Annotated in this window: 24 protein-coding genes and 1 pseudogene; 13 read left to right on the forward strand and 12 right to left on the reverse strand. The window is 68.3% G+C overall.

The window, feature by feature from the left end; genetic code table 11:
• Positions 1-65: 65 nt before the first annotated feature.
• A complete protein-coding gene (gene murJ, locus INQ41_RS09015; RefSeq protein ID WP_193983804.1) occupies positions 66-1,610 on the reverse strand; it encodes a murein biosynthesis integral membrane protein MurJ in 1,545 nt (514 codons plus the stop codon).
• Between the two features lie 106 nt (positions 1,611-1,716).
• Here murJ and rpsT point away from each other — a divergent pair, with 106 nt between their 5' ends.
• Positions 1,717-1,986 (forward strand): 30S ribosomal protein S20, encoded by a 270-nt coding sequence (rpsT, locus tag INQ41_RS09020; protein WP_043957476.1) that lies wholly within the window; start codon positions 1,717-1,719, stop codon positions 1,984-1,986.
• 163 nt (positions 1,987-2,149) lie between these two features.
• On the opposite strand, the gene cgtA is transcribed toward rpsT, so the two are convergent.
• The 3 genes from cgtA to rplU all read right to left on the reverse strand — a co-directional run bounded on the left by cgtA (position 2,150) and on the right by rplU (position 3,970).
• Complete coding sequence (cgtA, locus tag INQ41_RS09025) at positions 2,150-3,253, reverse strand: Obg family GTPase CgtA (protein ID WP_193983806.1); 1,104 nt, start codon at positions 3,251-3,253, stop codon at positions 2,150-2,152.
• A gap of 126 nt (positions 3,254-3,379) precedes the next feature.
• Positions 3,380-3,637 carry a 50S ribosomal protein L27 gene (gene rpmA, locus INQ41_RS09030; RefSeq protein WP_193983808.1) on the reverse strand — a complete coding sequence of 86 codons (258 nt, stop codon included), beginning with the start codon at positions 3,635-3,637 and terminating at the stop codon, positions 3,380-3,382.
• A 12-nt stretch (positions 3,638-3,649) separates the two neighbouring features.
• The gene (gene rplU / locus INQ41_RS09035; protein ID WP_193983810.1) at positions 3,650-3,970 is read right to left on the reverse strand and encodes a 50S ribosomal protein L21; all 321 of its coding nucleotides are present in this window, start codon (positions 3,968-3,970) and stop codon (positions 3,650-3,652) included.
• Between the two features lie 237 nt (positions 3,971-4,207).
• On the opposite strand from rplU, the gene uvrA reads away from it, so the two are divergent.
• Together uvrA and INQ41_RS09045 are read left to right on the forward strand one after the other, a co-directional pair.
• On the forward strand, positions 4,208-7,153 hold the full coding sequence (uvrA, locus tag INQ41_RS09040) for an excinuclease ABC subunit UvrA (protein WP_193983812.1): 2,946 nt from the start codon (positions 4,208-4,210) through the stop codon (positions 7,151-7,153).
• A gap of 275 nt (positions 7,154-7,428) precedes the next feature.
• Entirely contained in the window at positions 7,429-7,803 is a 375-nt protein-coding gene (locus tag INQ41_RS09045; RefSeq protein WP_193987304.1) for an acyl-CoA thioesterase, read from the forward strand.
• Here the strand turns inward: INQ41_RS09045 and INQ41_RS09050 are convergent.
• From INQ41_RS09050 to INQ41_RS09070, 5 genes are all read right to left on the reverse strand, one after another.
• Positions 7,795-8,904, reverse strand: coding sequence for an ABC transporter permease (locus INQ41_RS09050; protein ID WP_193983814.1), 1,110 nt, complete (start codon positions 8,902-8,904; stop codon positions 7,795-7,797). The two genes, INQ41_RS09045 and INQ41_RS09050, sit on opposite strands and share 9 nt — an antisense overlap.
• Positions 8,901-10,061, reverse strand: a complete 1,161-nt coding sequence (locus INQ41_RS09055; RefSeq protein ID WP_193983816.1) for an ABC transporter permease — start codon at positions 10,059-10,061, stop codon at positions 8,901-8,903. Before INQ41_RS09055 ends, INQ41_RS09050 begins: the two co-directional genes overlap by 4 nt.
• A gap of 26 nt (positions 10,062-10,087) precedes the next feature.
• On the reverse strand, positions 10,088-11,113 hold the full coding sequence (locus tag INQ41_RS09060; protein ID WP_193983818.1) for an HlyD family secretion protein: 1,026 nt from the start codon (positions 11,111-11,113) through the stop codon (positions 10,088-10,090).
• Positions 11,110-12,531: a TolC family protein gene (locus INQ41_RS09065; RefSeq protein WP_193983820.1), complete on the reverse strand. Its 1,422-nt coding sequence runs from the start codon at positions 12,529-12,531 to the stop codon at positions 11,110-11,112. Before INQ41_RS09065 ends, INQ41_RS09060 begins: the two co-directional genes overlap by 4 nt.
• A 79-nt stretch (positions 12,532-12,610) precedes the next feature.
• On the reverse strand, positions 12,611-13,060 hold the full coding sequence (locus tag INQ41_RS09070; protein WP_193983822.1) for a copper chaperone PCu(A)C: 450 nt from the start codon (positions 13,058-13,060) through the stop codon (positions 12,611-12,613).
• A gap of 38 nt (positions 13,061-13,098) precedes the next feature.
• Between INQ41_RS09070 and INQ41_RS09075 the strand changes: the two genes are divergently transcribed.
• The gene (locus tag INQ41_RS09075; RefSeq protein WP_193983824.1) at positions 13,099-14,664 is read left to right on the forward strand and encodes a DUF4139 domain-containing protein; all 1,566 of its coding nucleotides are present in this window, start codon (positions 13,099-13,101) and stop codon (positions 14,662-14,664) included.
• Positions 14,661-15,440: an enoyl-CoA hydratase/isomerase family protein gene (locus INQ41_RS09080; protein ID WP_193983825.1), complete on the forward strand. Its 780-nt coding sequence runs from the start codon at positions 14,661-14,663 to the stop codon at positions 15,438-15,440. Before INQ41_RS09075 ends, INQ41_RS09080 begins: the two co-directional genes overlap by 4 nt.
• 344 nt (positions 15,441-15,784) lie before the next feature.
• Here INQ41_RS09080 and INQ41_RS09085 read toward each other — a convergent pair whose 3' ends face one another.
• From INQ41_RS09085 to INQ41_RS09095, 3 genes and pseudogenes are all read right to left on the reverse strand, one after another.
• Positions 15,785-16,687, reverse strand: a complete 903-nt coding sequence (locus INQ41_RS09085) for a sulfurtransferase (RefSeq protein ID WP_407074229.1) — start codon at positions 16,685-16,687, stop codon at positions 15,785-15,787.
• Positions 16,684-17,501 (reverse strand): annotated as a pseudogene (locus INQ41_RS09090) (CoA pyrophosphatase). The gene INQ41_RS09085 and the pseudogene INQ41_RS09090 overlap by 4 nt, the downstream one beginning before the upstream one ends.
• A gap of 107 nt (positions 17,502-17,608) precedes the next feature.
• Positions 17,609-18,298 (reverse strand): FKBP-type peptidyl-prolyl cis-trans isomerase N-terminal domain-containing protein, encoded by a 690-nt coding sequence (locus INQ41_RS09095; protein ID WP_193983827.1) that lies wholly within the window; start codon positions 18,296-18,298, stop codon positions 17,609-17,611.
• A gap of 194 nt (positions 18,299-18,492) precedes the next feature.
• Between INQ41_RS09095 and INQ41_RS09100 the strand changes: the two genes are divergently transcribed.
• The 8 genes from INQ41_RS09100 (at position 18,493) to pstA (ending at position 26,370) form a co-directional block, all read left to right on the forward strand.
• Positions 18,493-19,287 carry an enoyl-CoA hydratase/isomerase family protein gene (locus tag INQ41_RS09100; RefSeq protein ID WP_193983829.1) on the forward strand — a complete coding sequence of 265 codons (795 nt, stop codon included), beginning with the start codon at positions 18,493-18,495 and terminating at the stop codon, positions 19,285-19,287.
• A 5-nt stretch (positions 19,288-19,292) separates the two neighbouring features.
• Positions 19,293-19,850, forward strand: a complete 558-nt coding sequence (locus INQ41_RS13380; protein ID WP_193983831.1) for a hypothetical protein — start codon at positions 19,293-19,295, stop codon at positions 19,848-19,850.
• Positions 19,847-20,572 (forward strand): endonuclease III, encoded by a 726-nt coding sequence (gene nth / locus INQ41_RS09110; protein ID WP_228076560.1) that lies wholly within the window; start codon positions 19,847-19,849, stop codon positions 20,570-20,572. Before INQ41_RS13380 ends, nth begins: the two co-directional genes overlap by 4 nt.
• Before the next feature lie 115 nt (positions 20,573-20,687).
• Positions 20,688-21,839 carry an OprO/OprP family phosphate-selective porin gene (locus INQ41_RS09115; RefSeq protein WP_193983833.1) on the forward strand — a complete coding sequence of 384 codons (1,152 nt, stop codon included), beginning with the start codon at positions 20,688-20,690 and terminating at the stop codon, positions 21,837-21,839.
• Between the two features lie 93 nt (positions 21,840-21,932).
• Positions 21,933-23,243, forward strand: coding sequence for a Yip1 family protein (locus INQ41_RS09120; protein ID WP_193983835.1), 1,311 nt, complete (start codon positions 21,933-21,935; stop codon positions 23,241-23,243).
• A gap of 183 nt (positions 23,244-23,426) precedes the next feature.
• Positions 23,427-24,527, forward strand: a complete 1,101-nt coding sequence (gene pstS / locus INQ41_RS09125) for a phosphate ABC transporter substrate-binding protein PstS (protein WP_193983836.1) — start codon at positions 23,427-23,429, stop codon at positions 24,525-24,527.
• On the forward strand, positions 24,524-25,492 hold the full coding sequence (gene pstC, locus INQ41_RS09130; RefSeq protein WP_193983838.1) for a phosphate ABC transporter permease subunit PstC: 969 nt from the start codon (positions 24,524-24,526) through the stop codon (positions 25,490-25,492). The genes pstS and pstC overlap by 4 nt, the downstream gene beginning before the upstream one ends.
• Positions 25,492-26,370 carry a phosphate ABC transporter permease PstA gene (gene pstA / locus INQ41_RS09135; RefSeq protein WP_193983840.1) on the forward strand — a complete coding sequence of 293 codons (879 nt, stop codon included), beginning with the start codon at positions 25,492-25,494 and terminating at the stop codon, positions 26,368-26,370. Before pstC ends, pstA begins: the two co-directional genes overlap by 1 nt.
• Positions 26,371-26,490 lie beyond the last annotated feature (120 nt).

Raw genomic sequence — 26,490 nt, forward strand, 5'->3', positions numbered from 1 at the left:
CCGGGCGGCGCGGCCCAACGTGACCGGCCATCACTGCCGGGGCTGCTCATGCCGGTTTGCACCCGCTACTGCCGCAGGTGGCGCGGGCGCAGGCCGGCGATCAGCAGCACCGCCCCGTAGGCCGCGCCGCCTGCGGCGATCACGCCCAGCAGGTAGGCCCAGCGCAGCCAGCCGGCCATCGCGGACCAGTCGCCGACCCAGCCGCGCAGGACCAGCACCGTGATCGCCATCGCCACCAGCCCGAGTGCGATGCGGACCAGCCAGCGTCCCCAGCCGGGCTGGACCTGGTAGATGCCGTCGCGCTTGAGGAAGTGCCACAACAGGGAGGCATTGATGATGCCGGCGATGGCGGTCGCTCCGGCGATGCCGGCGTGCGCGAAGGGCACCTCCAGCCACCACATCGGGGTGACGATCAGCACCGTCAGCAGCACGTTGGCAACCACGGTGATGATCGCCGCGCGCATCGGGGTTTTGGTGTCCTGGCGCGAATAGAACGCCGGCAGCAGCACCTTGCTCAGCATGAAGGCCGGGATGCCGACGCTCATCGCGGTCAGCGCGTAACCGACCATGCGGGTGTCCTCGGGCGTGAACCGGCCGTAGCGGAACAGCGAGGCGGTCAACGGTTCGGCCAGCAGCGCGAGGCCCAGCGCGGCCGGCAGGCCGACCAGCAGGACCATACGAAGGCCCCAGTCGAGCGAGCGCGAATAGCCGTCGCCATCGCGGTCGGCATGCATGCGCGACAGCTGCGGCAGGATCACCGTGCCGATGGCCACGCCGAACAGCCCCAGTGGCAGCTCGGTCAGGCGGTCGGAGTAATACAGCCACGACTGCGCGGCCGGCACCAGCAGCGACGCGAAGACCGTGCCCACCAGCAGGTTCACCTGGGAGACCGAGGACGAGAAGATCGTCGGCAGCATCAGGGTCATCACCCGACGCACGCCCTTGTGCCGAAGGTTGAATTTGAAGCGCGTGCGCAGGCCCAGGCGCGACATCGCCGGCCACAGCACCAGCATCTGCAGGATGCCGGCCAGCAGCACGCCCCAGGCCAGCGCCTTCTCCGGCACCTGCAGGTAACCGGCCAGGAACAGCATCGCGCCGATCATCGCCAGGTTGTGCAGCACCGGGGTCAGCGCCGGCAGGCCGAACTGCTTGAAACTGTTCAACACCGAGCCGGCCAGCGCGGTCATCGAGATGAACACCAGGTATGGGAAGGTGATCCGCAGCATCTGCGCGGTCAGCGGGACCAGGACGGACTCGGACTGGTCGGCGAAGGCCAGGAACAGCCGCGCGACCCAGGGCGCGGCGAGGATGCCCAGGCCGCTGACCACGACCACCACCGCCAGCAGCGCGCCGGCGACGTGATCGAGAAAATCCTGCAGCGCTTCGTCGTCGCCTTTTTGCTTCAGCTCCGACAGCAATGGCACGAAGGCCGAGGAGAACGAGCCCTCGGCGAAGATCCGGCGCAGGTAGTTGGGAATCCGGTAGGCGACGACGAAGGCACTGACCGCGGGGCCGGCCCCGAACAGGCTGGCCTGGAGCCAGTCACGCAGGTAGCCGGCGATGCGCGAGATGAAGGTCATCACGCTGAACACCGCCGTGGAACGCAACATCCCGCCCTGCTTGACCAAACCCGCCGACCCCCGCATACTTTCCGGTCTGATTTTACGCCGTACCATATTCTCTTCTTCCAGCACCAACAATTTTCAGGAATACGCCGTGGCAAACATCAAGTCCGCCAAGAAGCGCGCCAAGCAGACCGTCGTGCGCAATGCCCGCAACGCGAGCCAGCGCTCGATGCTGCGCACCTCCGTCAAGAAGGTGCTCAAGGCCCTTGGCGAGAATGACGCCGAGAGCGCCGAGGCCGCCTTCAAGGTTGCCCAGCCGATCCTCGACCGTTTCAGCTCGCGTGGCCTGATCCACAAGAACAAGGCAGCCCGTCACAAGGCCCGCCTGAACGCCCGCATCAAGGCGCTGAAGGCCGCCTGATCCGCGCGCCGCGCGCCGGCCAACGCCGGCCGCTGCGGCAAACGCGACATCGGTGGCAACATGAAAAACCCGGCTCAGGCCGGGTTTTTTCGTGGGTGCGGAAGTCATGCGATGCGCGTCGAGCCGTGTCGTGTCAAACACCGGCTCCGCCATCGGGGTGCTCTCAGCCTTGTTCGGCATCGCGGCGTGCGGCGTCGGCGTCCGCCCGGGCCTGGGCTGCGGCCTCGCTGGCCGCTTCCTGCGCGTCGGCCTTCTGGCGGTCGAAGAACGCCATGATCTCCAGCATGATCGGCCAGGTACCCTCGCGGCCGATCGCCGAGGCCAGGAACCAGCGGTCCTGCCAGCCCAGCTCGTCGACGATGTCCTGCACCAGCTTCTCGCGCTCGTCCTCGGGCAGCAGGTCGGACTTGTTGAACACCAGCCAGCGGGGCTTGGCCAGCAACTCGGGGTCGTGTTTCTCCAGCTCCCGCTCGATCGCGCGCACCTGGTCGGCCGGGCTCATCTCCACCCCGCCCTCCATCGGCGCGACGTCCACCAGGTGCAGCAGCAGCCGCGTGCGCTGGAGGTGGCGCAGGAACTGCGCGCCCAGGCCGGCGCCGTCGGCCGCGCCCTCGATCAGGCCCGGAATGTCGGCGATCACGAAGCTGCGGTATTTCTCGACGCTGACGACGCCCAGGTTCGGGTACAGCGTGGTGAACGGGTAGTCGGCGACCTTGGGTGTGGCGGCCGAGACGGCGCGTATCAGGGTGCTCTTGCCGGCGTTGGGGAAGCCCAGCAGGCCGACATCGGCCAGCAGCTTGAGCTCCAGCTTCAGCTCGCGCTCCTCGCCGGGCAGGCCGGGCAGCGCCTTGCGCGGCGCGCGGTTGACCGAGGTCTTGAAGTGCATGTTGCCCAGGCCGCCCTTGCCGCCCTGGGCGACCAGCAGGCGCTCGCCGTGGGTGATCATGTCGCCGATGACCTCGTCGGTTTCCACGTTCACCACCACGGTGCCGACCGGAACGGTGATGACCGTGTCCTCGCCGCCCTTGCCGTACATCTGCCGGCCGCGGCCGTCTTCGCCGCGCTGGGCGCGGAAGCGGCGCTGATGGCGGAAATCCACCAGAGTGTTGAGGTTCTCGTCGGCCTCCAGCCAGACGCTGCCGCCTGCCCCGCCGTCGCCGCCGTCCGGCCCGCCAAGCGGGATGTACTTCTCACGGCGGAACCCAACGCAGCCGTTGCCGCCGTTGCCTGCTGAGACCTGGATTTCGGCTTCGTCCACCAGCTTCATGGAAAACCTCGATAAATGGATGCGTGTGCTGCGCGGACGTATTGTGCCCGGGAAACGAAAAGCCCCGCCGGAGCGGGGCCTTCGCAGCACGCTTGCCGGACCAGGCCTGAGCCCGGTCCGCAGCGGTCAAGCGCTGACGACGCTGACGGTGCGGCGCTTCTTCAGGCCCTTGGTCGAGAACTCGACCTTGCCATCGACCAGCGCGAACAGCGTGTGGTCACGACCCAGGCCCACGCCCGGACCCGGATGGAACTGGGTGCCGCGCTGGCGCACGATGATGTTGCCGGCGTCGATCGCCTGGCCACCGTAGATCTTCACGCCGAGGTATTTCGGGTTGGAGTCGCGACCGTTGCGGGTCGAGCCTCCGGACTTTTTATGTGCCATGGCTGCTGCTCCTTACTTCTTGTCGCCACCGGCAACGCCGGTGATCTCGATTTCGGTGTAGTGCTGACGGTGACCCATCTGCTTGCGGTGGTGCTTGCGGCGACGGAACTTGATGATGCGGATCTTGTCCGCACGTCCGTGGCCGACCACCTTGGCACTGACCGTGGCACCCTTGAGTTCGTCGCCGAGCTTCACGCCCTCGCCGTCGCCCAGCATCAGGATGTTGTCGAACTTGACCTCGCTGCCGGCTTCGGCTTCGAGCAGCTCAACGCGCAGGGTCTCGCCCTGCATGACGCGGTATTGCTTACCGCCGGTGACTACCACTGCGTACATGACCATATTCCTCTGTAGTTATTTTTGGTCGCTGCCGCGCCGTCGAGGGCGGACAGAAGCGGAATTGTAATGGGTTCATGGGCTTGCGACAAGCACGCGGGTCCTTTCGCGACGCCGAGGACCCGCAAACCTTCCATTTGCGCCAATTGCCCCCATTTCCTCCACTCAATAAGCTTATCTGTTCGCTTCCGCGCGCTCTTCGCGCGAGCTTCTCCCCCTACCCCACAGGCTTCCTCGATGGCGATGGAATTCATCAGCATCCGCGGCGCGCGGACGCACAACCTCAAGAACATCGATCTCGACATCCCGCGCGACAAGCTGATCGTGATCACCGGCCTGTCCGGCTCGGGCAAGTCGTCGCTGGCGTTCGACACGATCTACGCCGAGGGCCAGCGCCGCTACGTGGAGTCGCTGTCGGCCTACGCGCGGCAGTTCCTGTCGGTGATGGAAAAACCCGACCTGGATCATATCGAAGGCCTGAGCCCGGCGATCTCGATCGAGCAGAAATCCACCTCGCACAACCCGCGCTCCACCGTCGGCACGATCACCGAGATCTACGACTACCTGCGCCTGCTGTACGCACGCGTGGGGACGCCGCGCTGCCCCGACCACGGCTACCCGCTGGAGGCGCAGACGGTCAGCCAGATGGTCGATCATGTCATTGCGCTGGCCGACAACCCGGCGACCGCCGAGCAGCGCTACATGCTGCTGGCGCCGGTGATCCGCGAGCGCAAGGGCGAGCATGCACAGGTGTTCGACCAGCTGCGCGCGCAGGGCTATGTGCGCGTGCGCGTCGATGGCGAGCTGCACGAGATCGACGCGGTGCCGCCGCTGGCGCTCCGCTCCAAGCACACCATCGAGGCGGTGATCGACCGCTTCCGTCCGCGTGAGGATCTGAAGCAACGCCTGGCCGAGTCGTTCGAAACCGCGCTCAAGCTCGGCGACGGCATGGCCCAGGTCGTGTCGCTGGATGATGCTTCTGCCGCCCCGATGCTGTTCTCGTCCAAGTACAGCTGCCCGGTCTGCGACTACTCGCTGCAGGAGCTGGAACCGCGCCTGTTCTCGTTCAACTCGCCGGTCGGCGCCTGCCCGACCTGCGACGGCTTGGGCATGGCCGCGTACTTCGATCCCGCGCGCGTGGTCGTGCATCCCGAGCTGGGACTCGCGGCCGGCGCGGTGCGTGGCTGGGACCGGCGCAACGCCTACTACTTCCAGCTGATCCAGTCGCTGTCCAAGCACTACGGCTTCGACGTCAACACGCCCTGGAACCGGTTGCCCGAGGACATTCGCGAGGCGGTGCTGTTTGGCAGCGGCACCGAGCAGATCGCCTTCACCTACCTCACCGAGGGCGGCACGCGGCACCAGCGCAAGCACCGCTTCGAAGGCATCGTTCCCAACCTGGAGCGTCGCTACAAGGAGACCGAATCGGCCGCGGTGCGCGACGAGCTGACCAAGTACATCAGCGAGCGCTCCTGCGTGGACTGCGGCGGCCAGCGCCTGAACCGTGCGGCGCGCAACGTGTTCGTCGGCGACCATCCGCTGCCGGACATCGTCGTGCTGCCGATCGACGAGACGCTGACGTTCTTCAAGCAACTGCACCTGGCCGGCTGGCGCGGCGAGATCGCCGAGCGCATCGTCAAGGAAATCAGTGACCGGCTGCGCTTCCTGGTCGACGTCGGCCTGGATTACCTGACCCTGGAGCGCAAGGCCGACTCGCTGTCCGGTGGAGAGGCACAGCGCATCCGCCTGGCCTCGCAGATCGGCGCCGGCCTGGTCGGCGTGATGTACGTGCTCGATGAGCCGTCCATCGGCCTGCACCAGCGCGACAATGAGCGCCTGCTGGGCACCCTCACCCGTCTGCGCGACCTGGGCAACACGTTGATCGTGGTCGAGCACGACGAGGATGCGATCCGCCTGGCCGACCACATCATCGACATCGGCCCGCGCGCCGGCGTGCACGGCGGCGAAGTGGTCGCGCAAGGTTCGTACGAGGACATCCTGGCCGCGCCGCGCTCGCTGACCGGCGACTACCTCAGCGGCCGCAAGCGCATCGAGGTGCCGGCCAAGCGGCACAAGCCCAACCCCGAGCAGATCCTGCACCTGCGCGGCGCCACCGGAAACAACCTCAAGGACGTCGACCTGGCGATCCCGGCCGGCCTGCTGACCTGTATCACCGGCGTGTCCGGATCGGGCAAGTCCACGCTCATCAACGCCACCCTGTACGAGCTGGCCGCCAACGAACTCAACGGCGCGGCGCGTGCGGTCGCGCCGTTCCGCTCGGTGGAGGGCATGGACCTGTTCGACAAGGTGGTGGAGATCAACCAGTCGCCGATCGGCCGCACCCCGCGCAGCAATCCGGCCACCTACACCGGGCTGTTCACCCCGTTGCGCGAACTTTTCGCCCAGGTGCCCGAGTCGCGCGCGCGCGGCTACGCACCGGGGCGTTTCAGCTTCAACGTGCGCGGCGGCCGCTGCGAGGCCTGCCAGGGCGACGGCCTGATCAAGGTCGAGATGCACTTCCTGCCCGATGTGTACGTGCCCTGCGACGTCTGCGGCGGCAAGCGCTACAACCGCGAGACGCTGCAGATCCTCTACAAGGGCTACAGCATCAGCGACGTGCTGGACATGACCGTGGAGGACGCGCTGGAGCTGTTCGACGCGATTCCATCGATCTCGCGCAGGCTGGAGACCCTGGTCGATGTCGGCCTGAGCTACGTCAAGCTGGGCCAGTCGGCCACCACGCTGTCGGGCGGCGAGGCGCAGCGGGTCAAGCTGTCCAAGGAGCTCTCGCGCCGCGATACCGGGCGCACGCTGTACATCCTAGACGAGCCGACCACCGGACTGCACTTCCACGACATCGAGGCGTTGCTGGCGGTCCTGCATCGCCTGCGCGACGACGGCAACACGGTGGTGGTGATCGAACACAACCTGGACGTGATCAAGACCGCGGACTGGATCGTCGACCTGGGGCCCGAAGGTGGACACCGCGGGGGTAACATCCTTGCCAGCGGCACACCGGAGCACATCGCCGGGCTGAAACACTCGCACACGGGGCATTTCCTTGCCCCGGTGCTGGCCCGCGCGACGGCCGGTGATGAAGCCCGGAAATCCGACACCGACGACGCCACGCCCCGCGCGAGCAAGACGCCGCGCAAGACTGCCAGGAAGACAAGCAAAGCATGAGCGACAAGTCCCCACCCGCGAATCCGGGCAAGCCCGGCGCCAAACCGCGCGCAGCGGCGGCGAAGAAGACGCCGTCCAACAAGGCTGCGACCAACAAGGCACCGGCGGAACAGCCCGCGGTGAAGAAGGCCGCCGCGCGCAAGACGACCGCGAAGAAGACCGCGGCAGGACAGCGCCCTGCCAAGCAGCAAGGCGCGGCGGAGTCGGCGAAGCCGCTCCCATCAGCGCAGAACGATTCGGGCGCCCCTCCCAGCGCGGATCTGATCCGGGTGCCGATGGCGGTGCGCTGGCGTGACCTGGACGCGTTCAACCACGTCAACAACTCCAAGTACCTCAGCTACCTGGAAGAGGCGCGGCTGCACTGGATGATGGGCGTGCCCGGCCAGGGCATGGACGACCACGTGGCACCGGTCGTGGCCGCTGCGCAGCTCAACTACCGTCGGCCGATCACCTGGCCGGCCGAGGTGGTGGTCGAGCTGTTCGTGGAGCGGCTGGGCAACACCAGCCTCAGCATTGGCCACCGCATCGTCGACGACGAGGACCGCTCGATCGTCTACTGCGACGGCAACGTGGTGATGGTGTGGATCGATCGCGACAGCGGCCGTGCGGCCGAGCTGCCGCACAAGGTCCGGGAAGCCTGCTCACGCTGAGCGGCGCGGCCGGTAACGCCACATCGCCAACGCGCCATACAGCAACGCCAGCAGCGCCAGGTTGGCCAGCTCACCCGATACCTCTGCCAGGGTAGCGCCCATCTGGTTGACCTTGACCAGCGCGTTGATCCCCGGCGTGCTGGGCAGCCATTGGGCGATGCGCATCAGCAGCCGTGGCGTGGCCTCCACCGGCCACGACAGGTTGGACAGGAAGAACAGCGGCAGCGAGGTGACGGTGATCAGCTGGAAGGCGCGCTCGCGGGTGCGGAAGAAGCTGCCGAAAAACATCGCAAAGCCGACCACCGCGGCAATGAACAAGGCTCCGGCCAGCAACAGGCCCGCCAGGTTACCGCCGCGCGGGTAGTCCTGGAACCAGTACACGAAGCCGCTGAAATACAGCAGGCTGAGCATCCCCATCATCGCGAAGGCGGCGGCAATGCCGGCCAGGCCCGGTCGCGAGAGCCGCAGCTGGCCATGGCGCTCGCGCCGGGTCGCCGCCATCACCGCCACGCCGATCAGCAGGGTCTGTTGCACGATCAGCGCCGCGACGCCGGGCACGATGCTGCTGCCATACCCTTCGGCGGTATTGAACAGCGGCCGCTCGATCGACTGCAGCGGCGGCCCCGCCGGCACCCCGGCGAATTGCGCCTGGCTGACCGCCACCTCCTGTCCGAAGGCGGTGATTGCCGTCGCCGCGCCCTGCAGCACCAGGCTCGCCCGTCCCAGCAGGGTGCCGTTGCCGAACAGCGCCAGCCGGCCCTGACCGCCGCGCAGGATGTCGCGCTGGAAATCCGCCGGCACCAGCAGAATCGCTTCGGCATCGCCACGCTCCACCACGGTGCGCGCATCATCCATTGATCCCAACACGCCGACGACGTGGACCGCGCGCACCGCATCGAGCTTGCGCAACAGGTCGCGACTCAACGGACTGCGGTCCTGATCGACCACGACCAGCGGCAGGTCAACGGCCACCTGGTGGCGATACGCGGCCGGATAGAAGAACGAGTACAGCAGGATCGCGCCGACCAGGGTCAGCATCGCCACGCGGTCGCCGGCAATCGCGCGCAGGGTCTCGCCGAAGGCGAACGCGAACCGGTTCATCGCCGCCCCCACGCTGCCGGGTCGCGCGAGGCCCGCCCCAGGAGGGCCATGCCGATGGCGCCGGGAATCACCACGAACAGGAGCAAGACACCCAGTGGCCAGGCCGAGACCTCCAGCGAGGAACCCATGTCCAGTTGCTGCGCCTGCAGCTTGAGGTAGGCGGTGAAAGGCAGCAGCGCGCTCCACAGCCGGGTGAACCAGGACGCGCCCTGCAACGGGAACGTCGCCGCCGAGAATGCCAGCGACGTGCCCGCGTACAGCCCGGCCATCGACAACGCCGAGGCCATGTTGCGGGTGGCCGCGACCAGCAGCAGCGCGATCGCCGCGTAAGCCAGATACATCAGCGCCTGCCCCAGCATCAACAAGCCGAAACCGTCGGCCAGGCCGCCGCCGCGCAGCACCGCCAGCCAAACCAGGCTGGCCGCGCCGTACGCGGTGAACAACAGGAGATACGGCGCCATCTTACCGAGCACTGCCGGCACCAGGCGGTCTTGGCTTTCGCGCAGCCAGGCCTGGATGGTTGCATCGCGCAGTTCGCGTCCGAATGCACCCACCATTGCCACGCACAGCGCGAGATGCAGGATGGCCGGGAACAACAGGGCCAGCAGGAACTGCTCGTAGCTGCGACCAGGGTTGAACAACACACTGGTCTGCACTGAGACGGGCGCGGCGCGCACGCTCGCCGGACCGCGGGTCAGGGCGACCTCGGCCACCGCCAACTGCGCTGACACCGCTTGCACCGCGCTGTCGATGTCACGCGCCGCCGCTTGGCCTGCCACCTGGTAACTGGCGTTGAAGTAGCTCAGAACCGTGCCACTGCCGTCGCGCTGGATGTCGCGCCCGGTCCCCGCCGGGATATGCACCACGGCATACACCTTCAGCGCGCGCGCCAGGGAAAACGCCTGCTCCAGCGACGCTGGCTGCTCGGACACCGTCAGCCCCGGCGATGCCTGCAGGTGGCGCACAAGCTCACGGCTGGTCGTGCTTCGATCCAGGTCGACCACGGCGACGGGCAGCTCGCGCGGCACTCCTCCGCTGAACAACCACGCCACGATTAAAAGCAGCACGCAAGGGATCCACGTGGCCAGCGCGAGATCCCAGGGACTTCCACGCAGGAAGCGGCATTCGCGGCGTGCCGATGCCAGCAGCGCCTGCATTGGCGTTGCGCTGTCCGCCGTCCCGGCTAATCCGCCGGTGGCCATGCGAACAGGACGCTCATGCCCGGGCGGAAGCCGTCGACCTTCTGCGCCGGCCGTACCCGGACCTCGAAACTTTTCACGTCGTAGCCGCTGGACTGGCGGGTCGAACGCCAGGTTGCGAAGTCACCGGCGGGACTGATGAAGTAGACCTCGAACGGCACACCTTCCAGCCCCAGCGCGGGAATGTCGCCGCGCAGCTGCGTTCCCACCCGGATGCCGCCGAACTGGTCCTCGCGCAGGTTGAGCGAGACCCACATGCGGTCGATATCGACCAGGGCGAACACCGGGTATCCGGCCGGCACCAGTTCGCCGACGTCGACCAGGCGCTTGCCGACCTCACCGGCGATCGGCGCGCGCCCCTCGATCTCCAACTGGGCGGCGCTCACCTCGGCCACGGCGCCCTCGGCCTGGCGCACCTGCGCCTGCGCGGCCGCCTTGTCCTCGCCGCGCGCACCGGCAAGGGCCATGTCGTACTGCGCGCGTGCGGCGGCCTCCAGGGCATTGGAGCTGCGCTGCTGGGCCAGGGCCTCGTCACGCTTCTGCCGGGTCATCACGCCTTCGCGGTAGAGGTTATCGACCCGCCGATAGGTGGCGCGGGAGAGCTCGGCGCCGGCACTGGCGCGACGCCAGTTGGCCTCCGCCGCGCGGATGTCTTCCGAGCGCGCGCCCTCCTCGGCCTTGCCGGCCTGCGCGCGCGCCGCGTCCAGGACCGCGTCCGCCTGCGCCTGCTTGGCGGCGACCTCCGGACTGTCCAGCTCGAACAGCACCTGCCCCGCCTCGACCCGGTCGCCCTCGCGCACGAGCAGTTTCGACACCCGCGCACTGATTTTCGTCGATACGTTGATGCTGTCGGCGTCGGCCATGCCCTGCACCACATCGGCCGGCGCGCGGAAGGCCAGCCACAGCCCGGTCACGACCAGCGCGACGACCACCACGATGGCGCCAACGCCCAGCCAACGGCGCGGTCCACTTGGTGGTGTCCTCTTGTTGGCACTCGCGTTCTCGCTCATTGCTGCAGCACCTTGTCCGCCTTGCGGAAGTAGTCGTGGTAGTCATCGAGCCGCCCGCTGATTTCCAGCAATCGCGCCAGCGCCACGTCGTAGTCGTAGGCTGCCTGCGCGCGCTCGACCATCGCGCCACCCAGCTGCAGGCGGGCATCGATCACGTCCAGCGAGGTCACCTGGCCTTCGCGGAACGACAGCTCCTGCAGGCGCAGGTTCTCACGCGACAGTTCGATGGCGCTGTCCAGCAACAGGTACTGCTGGCGCGCCGATTCCAGATCGTTGTAGGCCTTGCTGACGCCCGAGGTGATCTGGTTGCGCGCCTCGCGCAGTCCGGCCTCGGCGGCGAATTCCTGCTCGCGGGCGGCGGCAATCTGCGCCGGCCGGTTGCTGCCCGACAGGAAGGTGTATTTCACGCCAATGCCGAACGCCCAGTCGGGGTCGGTGATCATTGCGTCCTCGCGGTACAGGTCGTACTGGCCGAAGGCATACACCTGCGGCTTGAGCTTGGCCTGCTGCACCTTGACCCCTTCGCTGGCCTGCTCGCCCAGCGCCTGCAGTCGACGGATCTGCGGGTGTTGCGCGAGCGCCTGCTGGCGATACGTCTCGATCGGGGCCGTCGGACTGCTGATCACGAACAAGGGGGTGGTCGGGGCGATGGGCCGGTCGCTGCGCAGCAGGTTGGCCAGCGATTCGCTGATCGTGTCCAGGTCGTTGATCGCGCGCTGGTAGTCACGCTCGGCCTGGTCCCGGGCGACCGTGGCCTGCAGGCGCTGGGCCTTGGTCGCGAAACCTTCGCGTTCGAGCTTTTCGGCATTCTCCACATGGCGCTGCAGCCCGTCGCGCACGTCGCGGCGCACGTCCAGCGCCTGCCGCGCCAGTTGCTGGCCGAAATAGCGCTGCACCAGTTGCAGCACCTGCGATTGCGACTCCAGGTCGCGTTCCGCCGAGGCCTGGCGGACGGCCGCCGCGGCGGCCGCCTGCGCGGCCGGGATCTGCCCGCCGCTGTAGATCGGCACCACGGTGCTCAGCACCGGACGCAGGCGCCAGTCGCGCTCACGGAACTGCAGCGGACTGGGAATGCCAAACGCCTCGGCGACCGGTGCCAGCGAGCCCAGCGGCAGGCTCAGGGTCTTCTGGAACTCCATCTGGCGCACGTCCACCGACACCTCGGGTACGCGCAGCGAGCGGGTGGCGCGGGCGAGGTCGAGCTTGCCGCGAACGCCGGCGTCGGCGGCGGCCAGCGCGTCGGATGACTGCTCCAGCGTGGTGCGGGCTTGCTCGAAGCTCAGTGCGATCGGCGGTGCGACCTGCACCCGCGAGGCCGACTCCTGCGCCCACGCCGGAGCGGACACGCTGATGACAAACAGGCAGGCCAGCACACGCGGCAATACGGGCGGATGGGGACGTTTCGACACCTGGCTCATCGCCGCCCTCTTCGTGGTGTGCACTGACGCCACTGCGCGGCGCCCAACCGGCGCGCGTCCGTCGCGTCGATGCCAGGTCCTATTTTCGGATCCTGAAATCGCCGGAAATCTTCCGTCCGTCTTCCAGCTGCAGATCAATCCGGACCTGGTCACCCGCGACCGGCGTGACCCTGGGTTTCATCAGCATCATATGCAGGCCTCCGGGCTTGAGCGTGACGCTATCGCTGGCAGGAACCACCAGGCGCGGGATCGCACGCATCCGCGCCATGCCATCGTCGAAACGCGTCTCGTGGATGGACACATCCTCAAAGCCCGGGCTGCTGCCCGACACCAGGGTCACCGCCGTGTCGCAGGCGTTGGTGATGGTGCCAAAGCCCGCCAAGACCGGGATGCCGGCGGGCGGCACGCGGATCCAGCCGTCGCTGACTTCCGGCAGGCATTCCACATCGGCCGCGGCGGCCACCGGCGAGGCCAGACTGAATGCGACGGCGACAAGGGAGCCCAGCAGGGAAACGCGGAGGGTGTTCATGCCCTTATGATACCGGCAGGTCGAGACTGGAGTCCGAGATGCGCCGAACGCTGCCCTTCCTTGCCGTTGCCGTTGCGCTCGCCGCGTGTTCCGGCAAGCCCGCATCCGACCCAGAGGCCGCGCCTCCCGCCGCCAAGCCGACGCCGCCGCCGGCAAGCACCGGCGCCAACCCGGAAAGCGGCAGCACGCGCCTGACCATCTACAGCGGCGACTACGAGTCGCTGTCCGGCGATACCCTCGCCCGCGTCGGCATGCCCGGGTTTGCGCTGGTCGAACGCCCGCTGCATTACACCCTCCAGTCCGGCGTGAATTCCGTGTCGGCCAATGGCATGCCCCGCTCGATGGACGTGGAGGCCGCCCAGCTGCAGCCGCGCTCGGACGGGATCAGCTTGCTGTCGCAACGCTTCGTCGCCCCGCTGTCGGGCACCGATGAAGTGATCGCCCAGGTGATCGGGCAGCGGATCGTGGTCGAGCACACCGCCGGCACCGCCAAGCAGAGCGACAACGGCGTGCTGCTGGCCGCCAACGACGGCCTGACCCTGGCGCTGGGCGACGGCCGCATCAAGGTGATCCGCGATTACGACAACTTCAGCGTGGTCGATGGCAGCAAGCTGGTGCCGCAGCAGGCCGAGCTGCGCTGGACCGTGCAGGCCGACAAGGCCGGCGACGCCGACTTCCTGCTCAGCTACCCGATGGGCGGCATGGCCTGGCGCGCCGAGTACCGCGCCACGCTGGCCAACGCGGACGCCGACGCCAGGAACTGCACGCTGGCGCTGGACGGCGCCGCCCTGCTGGTCAACCGCGCCGGCGTGGGTTTCGGCAATGCCCGGATCACGCTGGTCGCTGGTGAACCCGCCCACGCCCGCGGCCGTCCCGAGATGGCGATGAACAGCGCCTATGACGCGGCTGCCACGGCGGCGCCGAAGATGATGGACATGCCGTCGGTGCGGCAGTCCGGCGAATACCACGCCTACGAGCTGCCCAATGCCATCACTGTCGCCAACGGCGTGGTCGAGCGCGTGCCGCTGTTCGCCCAGCTGCCCGCGGTCACCTGCGAGCGCGCGTACACGGTCGGCCAGCGCGGTGAGCCGTGGATTCCGCCGCGTCCGCTGATCGAGCCGGTCCAGCGCGGCCAGACCGGGACCCTGCCGGTTACCGCGACCGTGGCAGTGACCAACTCCAAGGAGGCCGGCCTCGGCCAGCCGCTGCCGGCCGGTCGCGTGCGCGTGTTCGACGGCGAGGACTTCCTGGGCGAGTCGATGCTCGCGCATACCGCCCAGGGCGCCGATATCACCCTGGAGGTGGGCCGCCCGTTCGACCTGCGCGCCGAGCGCGAAGCCACCGACTTCCGTCTGGACCGCGCCGGCCGCACGATCACCGAGTCGTTCGCGATCACCCTGGGCAACGCCAAGGACAAAGATGCGACCATCCAGGTGCTGGAGAACCTGCCGCGCTGGAGCGACTGGCAGATCATCGAGTCCGGCGTGCCGGCGACAAAGAAGGGCGCCAACCAGGTGGAGTTCGACGTGCCGGTTCCGGCCAAGGGCGAGACCGTGCTGACCTACACCGTGCGCTACCGCTGGACCGAGGGCGACCGGCCGTGAGCCACGTCAAGGCCAGGGTGCATGGCGACGTGGTCGAGTTGCAGCTGGCCCGCCCGCCGGTCAATGCGCTGGACCCGGCCCTGTGCCGGGAGTTGCACCACGCGGTGACTTCGGCGATCAGCGAGGGTGCGCGCGGCATCGTGCTGGCCGGCGCGCCGCGGATCTTCTCCGCCGGCCTGGACGTTCCCTACCTGCTGTCGCTGGGCGATGACCGCAAGGCCATCAGCGAGGCCTGGCAGGCGTTTTTCGGCGCGGCACGCGCGCTTGCCGCCAGCACCATCCCGGTGGTCGCGGCGATCACCGGTCACGCACCGGCGGGCGGTTGCGTGTACGCATTGTGCTGCGATTACCGGATCATGGCGTCCGGCGATTTCCGCATTGGCCTGAACGAGACGCGGGTCGGCCTGGTTGCCCCGGAAGGGGTGCAGCGGCTGATGCGGCGCGTGGTTGGCGCGCACCGTGCCGAGCGCCTGCTGGTCGCCGGTGACATGGTCGACGCCGATACCGCGCTGCGGTTCGGCCTGGTCGATGAGCTGGTCGACATGGGCCCGGAGCACGACACCAGCGGTTTGCTGGCGCGCGCACACGAGTGGCTCGGCGCGCTGCTGGCCCTGCCCCACGACGCGATGCGCCACACCCGCGAGATTGCCCGCGCCGAGGTGATCGAGGCCCTGCAGCCGGAACACATCGGCCTGGAGGTGTTCGTCGACGCCTGGTTCGAGCCGGGCACGCAGGACGCGCTGAAGGCGCTGGTGGCGCGGCTGGGCAAAAAATAGGTCTTCGGGTGGGCGTTGTATGACCGGGCACCGAGGGCGAATGCCCTTGGGTGCGAATGTCCCCGGCACCGACGAAGCCGGTGCCTCCTCTTTTATTTCGCACCCAAGGGCATTCGCCCTCGCCGTTGTATGACGGTGGTTGTAGAAGCGAAAGCCCAGCCGTTCGATGTCCGCGTACCGCTGCGATCTGACAGCGGGACCTGTGGGCCTTCGGGGCGAAATAGAGGAGGAGGCATCCGCCACAGGCGGGTGCCGGGGGACATTCGCCCGGAAGGTCGGCAGGTCGCGCCCCTCGGCGGTCCACAGATCTCCCCCCGCCCAGCAGGTCACAGCCTGCGCGCTGGCTAGGCGCCGGTCGTGATCGGGCGCGCCGGGTCTTCGATCCAACCACTCCAGGAACCGGTGAACAGCTTCGCGCCGGGCAGGCCGGCGTGCGCCAACGCCAGCAGGTGATGGCAGGCGGTGACACCCGATCCGCACATCACCACCACTTCGTCCGGATCACGACCGTCGAGCAGATCGGTGAACTCGTCCCGGAGCGCGGCCGCGGGCTTGAAGTGTCCGTTCTCGAGGTTGAGGGAATACGGCCGGTTGACCGCGCCGGGAACATGGCCGGCGACCTTGTCGATCGGCTCGACCTCACCGCGGTAGCGTTCGCCTGCGCGCGCGTCCACCAGCATGCCGCCGGCGGCCAGGTGCGACTGGACCTGCGCTGCATCGAGCAGCAGCGCCGGGTCGAAGTCGGCGTGGTAGGCCGCCGGCGTGGGCGCGACGGGCGACCCGACCTCCACCAGGCAATCCTGCTCGGTCCAGCGCTTCCAGCCGCCGTCCAGCACCGCCACGTCGCGATGGCCGAGCGAACGCAGCAGGAACCAGGTGCGTGCGGCGGAAAGCCCTCCATCGCCGGCGTCGTAGACCACTACCTGATGCTGAGGAGTGATGCCCCACTCGCCCAGCCTGTCGGTGAACTTCGCGGCGGTTGGCCAAGGGTGGCGACCGCCGGGGCGGGAATGGTCCGACAGGTCGCGGTCGAGGTCGGCAAAGTACGCGCCGGGGATGTGGGACTGCCGGTAGGCCTGCTCGCACGCGGCCGGATCGGCGAGCGATGAGCGCGCATCCAGCACCACCACGTCGGGCCGGCCGAGTGCACGGGCCAGATCTTCCACCGTCACCAGGGTCTGCCAGCGCGGCATCGAATGGGAACCGGACTTCGACCCGGAAGTCGAATGGGAAACCTGATCGCTCATGTCACGTGCTCCAGTCGCTGCCGCAGGTTCATCAGGATAGAGGCGGTCACGCCCCAGATGCGCTGGGCCGGATAGCGGTACTCCCAGACCTCGCGCTTGCGGCCGCGGTAGTCCACATGCTTGCCGACCAGGTTCCCCGGATCGAGCAGGAACGCCAGCGGCACCTCGAACACCTCGGCGACCTCGCCCGGGTCGGCATGGATGCGGTGCGCGGGATCGATCACCGCCACGACCGGGATCACCCGGAAGCCGGTGATGGTGAGCAAGGGGTCGAGCAGGCCCAACGGCGTGACCTGCGCCGGGGGCACGCCGATTTCCTCGTCGGTCTCGCGCAGCGCGGCGGCGACCGCATCCACGTCATCTTCCTCCACGCGGCCACCGGGAAAGGCGACCTGCCCGCCGTGGTGGCGCAGCGCATCGGTGCGTCGCGTCAGCAGGACCTGGGTGGCATCGGGTCGCGGTACCAGCCCGACCAAAACAGCAGCGTCGAATTGCGGGTCGCCGGGCAGCAGAAGATCGTGCAGCTCGGCGAGGTTCCATGCCGGGCCGGTGGGTGGCGATTGCAGCGGGTGCAACGCGCGTCGCAGCCGACCGCCGGCATCCAGCCGCGCGATCAGTGCCGCAGGGCTCATCCCCGCCCTGCCTCGCGGTCCGGCAACACCACGTCCATCAGGTGGGCGCGCTCGCAATCGTCCATCTGCGACCAGCGCGCGATCTCATCGCCGGTGCGATGGCAGCCGTCGCATTGCCCGCGCTCATCCAGAACGCACACGCCGGTGCAGGGAGTGAGCATGGGCGGCAGGGGCTGGTACATGGCAACACTCCTGAAAGCGCACGAACTCCAAAGGCCAGAAATGCGTTGCGCCGGACGGGGCCGGCGCAACGTTGAGACGGTTCGCGGACCAGGCCGCGGTCACACCTTTACTTGACGCTGACCAGCTTGATCTCGAACTGCACCGCCATGTTGGGCGGAATGCCGGTACGCGGATCGGCACCGTACGCCTTGTCGGCCGGCAGGGTGACTTCCCACTTGGATCCGGCAGGCATCATCTGCAGCGCTTCGCGCATCGCCGGCATCTCGACTTCCGACAACTTGATGTCGGGCATCGGGCGTGCCTGCGAGGCTTCGCCTTGCTGACGCTGGCCCCACGGGAACGGGCCGGCGACTTCCAGCGAGACGGTGCTGGCGGCAGTCGGCTTGGCACCCTTGCCCGCTTCGATCACGCGGTACTGGACGCCGCTGGGCAGCGCCTGCACGCCGGCCTTGGCCTTGTTCTGGGCGATGAAGGCGTCGCTGCGGGTCTTGTTTTCAGCGGCTGCGGAATCCCAGGCCGCCTTCGCCTTGGCCTGCTGGCGCTTCTGCATGTTCTCCACGGCGCTGCGGAGCTGGTCGACGGGCACGGCCGGGTCCTTCTTCGCGTAGCCGTCCTGCAATCCCTTGGTGATGGTGCCGACGTCGAGCGCTTCGCCGCTTTCGCTGGCATTGCGTCCCAGGTCATAACCGAGCGCGTAGCTCAGCTTGCCCTTTTCGGATGAGGTGTCCTGGGCGAAGGCTTGGCCTGCGGTCAGGGTCAAGGCCGCAACGGCGACCGCAATCAAACGCAACTTCATTCGGTAAAACCTCCGGAGGTGACGCGAAGCGGACGCACCGCCCCGATTGGGATGCCACGCCGGTCAACAGCCCCGGGCGGACACGCTAGGATAACGACGCAAGGGCTTAACCGCCACTGACGACCCACGTCCGACCCTCGCTTGGCCGGCAAGTTCCGCAATCCACCCGTCTCTCTTTTTCCCGGACCCGATCAATGCCCGAAAACGCCGCCTCCGCCATCGTCACCGTCGCCGACCACGCCGCCGTCCGCGTGATCACCGTCAACCGCCCGGACAAGTTGAACGCGCTGAACGCCGCCACGCTGGATGCGCTGCACGCGGCGTTCGACGCGGCCGACAGCGATCCCGGCGTGCGCTGCGTGGTGCTGACCGGCGCCGGCGAGAAAGCGTTCGTGGCGGGCGCCGACATCAGTGAGATGAACGCGTTGACGCCGGTCCAGGGCCGCGATTTCTCGCTGCGCGGCCAGCGCCTGATGCGGCGCATCGAGAAGCTCGGCAAGCCGGTCATCGCGATGGTCAACGGCTTCGCACTCGGCGGCGGGCTGGAGCTGGCCATGTGCTGCCACCTGCGCATCGCATCCGACAAGGCCAAGGTCGGACAGCCGGAGGTGAACCTGGGGCTGATCCCGGGCTTTGGCGGCACCCAGCGCCTGCTGCGGCTGGCCGGACGCGCGGCCACGCTGGAGCTGTGCCTGGTCGGCGCACCGGTGGACGCTGCCCGCGCGCTGGAACTGGGCATCGTCAATCGCGTCGTTGCCGCCGCCGAGCTGCACGAGGAGACCATGAAGCTGGCCGGGCAGCTGGCGGCGTCCGCACCGCTGGCCCTGCGCGGGGTGATCGACTGCGTCAACGTCGGCGGCGAGTGCGGGATCGAGGAAGGCCTGGAGTACGAGACGGCGCAGTTCGGCCTGATGTTCTCCACCGATGACATGCGCGAAGGCACCAGCGCGTTCCTCGAACGTCGCAAGCCGGCGTTCCAGGGCAGCTGAAGCCGGTGGATCCGGAGTTCGCTTCCGCCGCGGCGCCATCGCGACTGCCACTGCCAGCGCCGGCCTGTGCCTGCGGCTGCACGGATGCGCGCGGCAGCGCCGCCCATCCGGTCAGCAATGCGCTGGCGGTCGGCGACCTGGACCGCGCCTTTTCGCTCGGGTTGTTGGACGTCACGCCCTGCCCCGCGTGCAGCGCGGACTGCAGTGTATTGCTGGATCGCGTGCAGGGCGAGCGCCGGCAGGCGCTGGCGGCTCGTGCGCGCTATCGCCAGCGCGAAGCGAGGCTGGAGCGTCGGCGGCTGGAGCGCGAGCAGCGCCGGGCGGCGCTCGTTGCGGGAGTCAAGGGCTCGCCCAAGACGACGGTTCCCGGCGCGGTCGAAACGGCGCGCCCGTTCGAGGCGCCACGCGTGGTGAGCCCGGCGCTGCCGGCGGCCGCGGCTGCGGCATTGGCGCGGGCGCAGGCAAAAGTCGCGGCGCGCGCTCAGGCAAAGTCGCCGCCCCGATCAGCCACCCCGAGTCCGCCCAAGCACGACCCGCCCGAGCACGGAGATCCCAAGCGTTGAGCACCCCGGTCCGCCGCAAGACCCGCCCGCGCTCGAAGCTGCGCAAGGCCGAGATCGAGGAGATGTTTGCCCGGCTGCGCCAACTCAACCCGGAACCGACCACCGAGCTGGAATTTGCCAGCCCCTACGAGCTGCTGGTGGCGGTGACGCTGTCGGCCCAGTCCACCGACGTGGGCGTCAACAAGGCGACGCGGAAACTGTTCCCGGTCGCCAATACGCCGGCGGCGATAGCGGCCCTCGGCGTGGAAGGCCTGAAGCCCTACATCGCCACCATCGGGCTGTACAACACCAAGGCGGCGAACGTGGTGGCCATGGCCGAGCTGCTGCTGGAACGGCACGACGGCCAGGTTCCCAACGACCGCGCGGCGCTGGAGGCCCTGCCCGGCGTCGGCCGCAAGACCGCCAACGTGGTGCTCAACACCGCGTTCGGCGAACCGACGATGGCGGTCGATACCCACATCTTCCGGGTGTCCAACCGCACCGGCCTGGCGCCGGGCAGGAATGTGCGCGAGGTCGAGGACCTCCTGGTGGGGGTGATTCCCGACGAGTACCTGCGCGACGCCCACCACTGGCTGATCCTGCACGGGCGCTACGTGTGCAAGGCGCGCACGCCCGACTGCCCGCATTGCGTGATCCGCGACATCTGCCGCTACAGCGACAAGACGCCTGGGGAACCGGAGGCGCCACCGGACGGCGTGGGCAAGCGTCAGGGTCGCGGCTGACGCAGGCGCAAACGCTTGCGCGACCCCGCGGCCGCTTTGCCACGGCGCCGTTGTCATATCGCGGCAATGTTGCCTCTCCACACTGCACGCACTTTCCAATGTGACGCCCTCCGCCATGCAGATCCGCCTGACCCCTCTTGCCACCGCGCTGCTGCTGGCGGGCGCCGTTCCGCTCGCCCATGCCGAAATCGCCCTCGATGTCATCGGTGGCACGGAGATCAGCTTCGAAGGACTGGTCCAGGCCGACTACAACCATTTCGGCAGCGACCTGGCAGACCTCAATGGCGATGCGCTGGACGGCAGCAACGCCGACCAGGAGCTGCGTCGCGCCGAGCTGGTGCTCAAGGGCAAGGGCCCGGGCAACACCGACTGGGTGCTCGGCTATGACGCCAAAGCCGACAAGTGGCTCGACGTCAATGCGAAGTACAAGCTGGGCGGCAACAAGCGGCACTACCTTCAGATGGGCCAGTTCAAGCAGCCCAACAGCCTGGAGGAGCTGTCGTCGACCAGGCACAACGACTTCATCTCCAAGGCCACCATCACCAACAGCTTCGCCATCGGTCGTCGCCTGGGCGCCGCCTGGTCCTATGGCAGCGGCCCCTTCGCCATCACCGCCAGTGTTTTTGGCAGCGAGCTGACCCGCAACAAGGCCGCCGGTGACGGTGTCGGCCTGCGCGGTACCTTTGCCCCGATCAACCAGGACGGCACCATCCTCCACTTCGGCCTGTCGTACGTCGACCGCGATGTCGATGGCGACGCAATCAAGCTGTCGGCCAAACCCAATGCCGACCTGACCAAAGCGAGCCTGGTCAGCACCGGCACCCTGGCCAATGCGGACCGGATGGCGACGATCGGTCTGGAGAGCTTCTGGGCGCGCGGGCCGGTCAAGCTGCAGGGCGAGTTCATGCAGGTCGACGTCGACCGCCACGGCACCGGCGCGGACGACTTCCGCGGCAGCGGCGGGTACCTGAGCGCCCTGTGGAACGTCACCGGCGAGGGCTGGAAGTACAAGGACGGCGTTCCCGCCACCGCAGCTCCCAGCGACCCGGCGGCGGGTATGTGGCAGCTTGGTGTGCGCTACGACACCATCGATCTGGACGACGGCGCCGTGCAGGGCGGCCGGATGGACGCGATCACCGCCGGGGTGAATGTCTACTGGCGCTCGAACTTCAAGCTGGCGCTGAACTACGTGAAGCTCGACAGCCGGCGCGCGGGGATCGACGACAACCCCGACATCATCGAGGCACGGCTGCAGTTCCACTGGTAGGAGGACACGATGTCCGGATCGGGTGCCGCCCCTCGTACTTGACCAGTGAGTGCCGGCCAGCCCGGCCCCTGTCTGCACAACGTGGAGTAGCGCATGAATTCCGAACCCTTGATCGACCGGGTCAAGTCCATCCTGTTCAACCCGCGCGGCACTTGGCCGGTCATCGGCGCAGAGCCGGCGACGGTCGCCCGGCTCTACACCCGATACATCATGATCCTGGCCGCGCTGCCGGCCATTTTCACCTTCATCAAGACCAGCCTGATCGGCTACAGCATGTTCGGCGCGACCATGCGCACCGGCATCGTGGCCGGCCTGCTCGGCGCGCTGCTGACCTACGCGCTCAGCCTGGTCATGGTGTATGTCGTGGCACTGATCATCAACGCGCTGGCGCCGAGCTTTCGCGGCCAGAAGAACCAGGTGCAGGCGCTGAAGGTGATCGCCTACGCCTACACCGCGGCCTGGGTCGCCGGGATAGCCGTCATCATTCCATGGTTGGGCGGATTGATTGGCGTGGTCGGCGGGATCTATTCCATCTACCTGCTGTACCTGGGCCTGCCGCACACGATGAAGAACCCGCCGGAGAAATCGCTGGCCTACACCGTGGTGATCGTGGTGATCACGCTGGTGCTGAGCCTGCTGATCGGCGCGCTGGTGGCCGGGGTGACCGGTATCGGCGCAATGGCGACCGGTGCGATGACCGGGACCTCGAGCAGCTCCAGCGTCGTGTTCGACAAGGACACCAAGCTGGGCCAACTGGCGGCTTTTGGCGAGCAGATGAAGGCCGCCGGCGAGCGCATGGAGGCGGCCGAGTCGGGAAGCCGCAGCAAGGACCGCGGCGCTGCGAAAGCCACCGGCGCTGACGGCGACTCACGCGATGCCGACATGGCGTCCGCGGAGGCGGCGATGGCCGCGCTGTTCGGCGGCAAGGACGGCAAGCCGCTGGAGGCGCTGGAGCCGGAGCAGCTGAAGGGCCTGTTGCCGGCATCAATCGCCGGGATGCCGCGCACCGGCACCAGCGCCAGCCGCGAGAGTGCCATGGGGATGCAGGTCAGCAACGCCTCGGCCGACTACGCCAGCGAGGACGGCCAGCGGCGCCTCAAGCTGACGCTGTCGGACGCGCCGATGATGGCCAAGATGGGCGCATTCCGCGGACTGATGAGTTCGGAGTCCTCATCGGAGACGCAGGACGGCTTTGAGAAGACCTACAGCCGCAACGGACGTCATATCGAAGAGAAGTGGAACAGCCGCAGCGGCCGGGGCGCCTACGAGGTCATGGTCGGCAGCCGCTTCACGGTGAAGGCCGAGGGCACCGCGGAGAACTTCCAGCAGATCCAGTCCGCGGTGGAAAGCGTCGACCTGGCCAAGCTGGAGGCCGTGGCCAAGGCGGGGGCCGAGCAGCACTAGCTTCGGGAGCGAAGACAGCATCGCGGCGGGTCATCGCCGCGGCGAACCCTAGAAAAAAGGGCGCGCTCCCACCGGAGGCGCCCTTTTTCCTGTTCAGCATTCGGACCTCACGGTCATACGCCGGTAACACAAACGTCCTTTCATGGTGCCAACGCCGGCCACGCCGGCCCTGACGAGCCGCCCATGAAACCCAACCGCATCGCCGCCCTGTCCTTCGTCTTCGCTCTTGCCGCCGCCGCTATCGGCTGCACGGCGCCCACCGACGGCAGCACGTCCGACGCCGACGCCGGCGCCGCGGGTGCCGCGCAGATCACCGGCGCGGGCGCGACCTTCGTCTTCCCGCTGGTGTCGCGCTGGTCCGCCGACTACCACGCCGCGACCGGCCACCAGGTCAACTACCAGTCGATCGGCTCCGGCGGCGGCATCGCCCAGATCACCGCCGCCACGGTCGACTTCGGCTCCTCGGACGCACCGCTGTCGAGCGCCGAGTTGGCCCAGGCGGGCCTCGGTCAGTTCCCTTCCGCGATTGGCGGCGTGGTGCCGGTGGTCAACGTCGCCGGCATCGAGCCGGGCCAGTTGCGCCTGACCGGACCGCTGCTGGCGGACATCTACCTGGGCAAGCTCACTACCTGGAACGATCCGGCGATCGCAGCCCTCAACCCCGACCTGGCGCTGCCGGCGACCGGCATCAGCCTGGTCCAGCGCTCCGACGGTTCGGGCACGACCTTCAACTTCACCAACTATCTGTCCAAGGTGAGTCCGGCGTGGCGGGACGCTGTTGGCGAAGGCAAGTCCGTGCAGTGGCCGGCAGGTGTCGGCGGCAAGGGCAACGAGGGCGTGGCGTCCTACGTCCAGCAGATCGACGGTGCGATCGGCTACGTCGAGCTGGCCTACGCGATCCAGAACGCCATGTCGCACGCGCTGCTGCAGAATGCCGCCGGCAACTTCGTCGCGCCGAACGCCGACAGCTTCCAGGCCGCGGCCGCCACCGCCGACTGGGCCGGCGCCAGCGACTTCAACCTGGTGATCACCAATGCGCCCGGCGAGCAGGCCTGGCCGATCACCGCAACCAATTTCATCCTGATGCACAAGCAGCCGGCGGACGCGGAGCGCAGCCGCAACGCGCTGGACTTCTTCCGGTGGGCCCTGCACAACGGCCAGGCGCAGGCCGACGCGCTGCATTACGTGCCGCTGCCGGCGCCACTGGTGGACCAGGTGGAGCGATACTGGGCCAGCGAATTCGGTTTCACCCGCCGACGCCCAGTGACCCGCCGCCATCCATGAGCACGAGCGTCCTGACCAACGCCGGCATCCTTGCGCGCGACACCGCCGACGCGCGCAACGACCGCTGGTTCCGCTACGCGCTGGCCGCTGCCGTCGCGCTGGTGCTGTTGCTGCTGGCTGGCGCCGCCCTGTCCATGCTCTGGGGCGGTCGCGCGGTGCTGCAGGCCAGCGGCCTGGACTTCTTCTTCTCCGCCGACTGGAACCCGGTGCAGGGCCGGTACGGGGCGTTGGTCCCGATCTTCGGCACCCTGGTCACCGCCGCCATCGCGATGCTGCTGGCGGTGCCGCTCAGTTTCGGCATCGCCTTCCACCTCACCGAGGTCGCGCCGCGCTGGCTGCGCGGCCCGGTGGGCACCGCGATCGAGCTGCTGGCCGGCATCCCTTCGATCATCTACGGCATGTGGGGCCTGTTCGTGCTGGTGCCGGTGATGACGCGCCATGTCACGCCGTGGGCGAATGAGCACCTCGGCCCGTTGCCGGTGATCGGCCCGCTGTTCCAGGGGCCGCCGATCGGCATCGGCATGCTCACCGCCGGCATCGTGCTGGCGATCATGGTGGTGCCCTTCATCAGCTCGGTGATGCGCGAGGTCTTCCTCACGGTGCCGACGCGGCTGAAGGAGTCGGCCTACGCGTTGGGTTCGACCAAGTGGGAAGTCAGCTGGAACATCGTGCTGCCCTACACCCGTTCGGCGGTGATCGGCGGCATCTTCCTGGGCCTGGGCCGGGCGCTGGGCGAGACCATGGCAGTGGCGTTCGTGATCGGCAACTCGACCCGCTTTACCGCCTCGCTGCTGGAGCCGGGCACCACCATCGCGGCGCTGATCGCCAATGACTTCGGCGAGGCCACCGGCGAGTACCGCTCCGCGCTATTGCTGCTGGGCTTTGTGCTGTTCATCGTCACCTTTGTCGTGCTGGCGCTGGCACGCGTGATGCTGGCCCGGCTGGCGCGCCGGGAGGGCAGCTGATGACCGCGCTTCGCAACGAGGCCGTCGCTGACGCGCTGTATCGCCGCCGCCGGATCGGCAACGCGCTGGCGCTGGTGCTGTCCAACGTGGCGACCGTGATCGGCCTGGTCTGCCTGGGGTGGATTTCGTGGACGCTGCTGGCCAAGGGCCTTGGCGGCATCGAGGTGGCGCTGTTCACCCGCGACACGCCGCCGCCGATGACCGGGGGCGGTCTGCGCAACGCGTTCTTCGGCAGCGCGGTGATGTGTCTGCTGGCCATCGCGATCGGCACTCCATTGGCGATCGCCGCCGGCACCTGGTTGGCCGAGTACGGTCGCGGCACCCGCGTCGGCACGGTCGTGCGCTTCGTCAACGACATCCTGCTCTCCGCACCGTCCATCGTGCTGGGGCTGTTCGTCTACACGCTGGTGGTGATGCGCACCGGCGGCAATTTCTCCGCCATCGCCGGCGCCATCGCCCTGGCCTTCATCGTCGTGCCGGTGGTGCTGCGGACCACCGACGAGATGCTGCGGCTGGTCCCGGGCCAGATGCGCGAGGCGGCCCTGTCGCTCGGCATGCCGCACTGGAAGGTGGTGCTGCAGGTGATGTTCCGCTCGGCCCTGCCCGGCGTCATGACCGGCATCCTGTTGGCGCTGGCGCGGATCTCCGGGGAGACCGCGCCGCTGCTGTTCACCGCCTTCGGCAACCAGTACTGGAGCGCCGACCTGACCGGCCCGATGGCCAGCGTTCCGGTGGTCATGTACCAGTACGCCAGCAGCCCCTACCAGTCCTGGCAGGACCTCGCCTGGGCCGGCGCGCTGGTGCTGACCACCTTCGTCCTGCTGACCAGCCTGGTCGCCCGCGCCATCGTCGCCCGGCATCGGGTCGCGCATGACTGACGCCCGTCCCATCCCGTCTCCTTCCGATCTCCATCCGATCCCACTGAGGCACCACCGATGAACGCCACCGCCGTGCTCGACCTGCCCCGCTCTCCCGCCATGCGCGCGCACCCCATCGCC

The sequence above is a fragment of the Lysobacter ciconiae genome (genome assembly GCF_015209725.1).
In the GTDB taxonomy this organism is placed as follows: Bacteria; Pseudomonadota; Gammaproteobacteria; order Xanthomonadales; family Xanthomonadaceae; genus Novilysobacter; species Novilysobacter ciconiae.

Bases quoted from the DNA above. Each gene is read 5' to 3' on its own strand.
- murJ (WP_193983804.1), bottom strand. From the start codon at position 1,610: ATGTTGCGTTCCACGGCGGTGTTCAGCGTGATGACCTTCATCTCGCGC.
- cgtA (WP_193983806.1), bottom strand. From the start codon at position 3,253: ATGAAGCTGGTGGACGAAGCCGAAATCCAGGTCTCAGCAGGCAACGGC.
- rpmA (WP_193983808.1), bottom strand. From the start codon at position 3,637: ATGGCACATAAAAAGTCCGGAGGCTCGACCCGCAACGGTCGCGACTCC.
- rplU (WP_193983810.1), bottom strand. From the start codon at position 3,970: ATGTACGCAGTGGTAGTCACCGGCGGTAAGCAATACCGCGTCATGCAG.
- uvrA (WP_193983812.1), top strand. From the start codon at position 4,208: ATGGCGATGGAATTCATCAGCATCCGCGGCGCGCGGACGCACAACCTC.
- INQ41_RS09045 (WP_193987304.1), top strand. From the start codon at position 7,429: ATGGCGGTGCGCTGGCGTGACCTGGACGCGTTCAACCACGTCAACAAC.
- INQ41_RS09050 (WP_193983814.1), bottom strand. From the start codon at position 8,904: ATGAACCGGTTCGCGTTCGCCTTCGGCGAGACCCTGCGCGCGATTGCC.
- INQ41_RS09055 (WP_193983816.1), bottom strand. From the start codon at position 10,061: ATGCAGGCGCTGCTGGCATCGGCACGCCGCGAATGCCGCTTCCTGCGT.
- INQ41_RS09060 (WP_193983818.1), bottom strand. From the start codon at position 11,113: ATGAGCGAGAACGCGAGTGCCAACAAGAGGACACCACCAAGTGGACCG.
- INQ41_RS09065 (WP_193983820.1), bottom strand. From the start codon at position 12,531: ATGAGCCAGGTGTCGAAACGTCCCCATCCGCCCGTATTGCCGCGTGTG.
- INQ41_RS09070 (WP_193983822.1), bottom strand. From the start codon at position 13,060: ATGAACACCCTCCGCGTTTCCCTGCTGGGCTCCCTTGTCGCCGTCGCA.
- INQ41_RS09075 (WP_193983824.1), top strand. From the start codon at position 13,099: ATGCGCCGAACGCTGCCCTTCCTTGCCGTTGCCGTTGCGCTCGCCGCG.
- INQ41_RS09085 (WP_407074229.1), bottom strand. From the start codon at position 16,687: ATGAGCGATCAGGTTTCCCATTCGACTTCCGGGTCGAAGTCCGGTTCC.
- INQ41_RS09095 (WP_193983827.1), bottom strand. From the start codon at position 18,298: ATGAAGTTGCGTTTGATTGCGGTCGCCGTTGCGGCCTTGACCCTGACC.
- INQ41_RS09100 (WP_193983829.1), top strand. From the start codon at position 18,493: ATGCCCGAAAACGCCGCCTCCGCCATCGTCACCGTCGCCGACCACGCC.
- INQ41_RS09115 (WP_193983833.1), top strand. From the start codon at position 20,688: ATGCAGATCCGCCTGACCCCTCTTGCCACCGCGCTGCTGCTGGCGGGC.
- INQ41_RS09120 (WP_193983835.1), top strand. From the start codon at position 21,933: ATGAATTCCGAACCCTTGATCGACCGGGTCAAGTCCATCCTGTTCAAC.
- pstS (WP_193983836.1), top strand. From the start codon at position 23,427: ATGAAACCCAACCGCATCGCCGCCCTGTCCTTCGTCTTCGCTCTTGCC.
- pstC (WP_193983838.1), top strand. From the start codon at position 24,524: ATGAGCACGAGCGTCCTGACCAACGCCGGCATCCTTGCGCGCGACACC.
- pstA (WP_193983840.1), top strand. From the start codon at position 25,492: ATGACCGCGCTTCGCAACGAGGCCGTCGCTGACGCGCTGTATCGCCGC.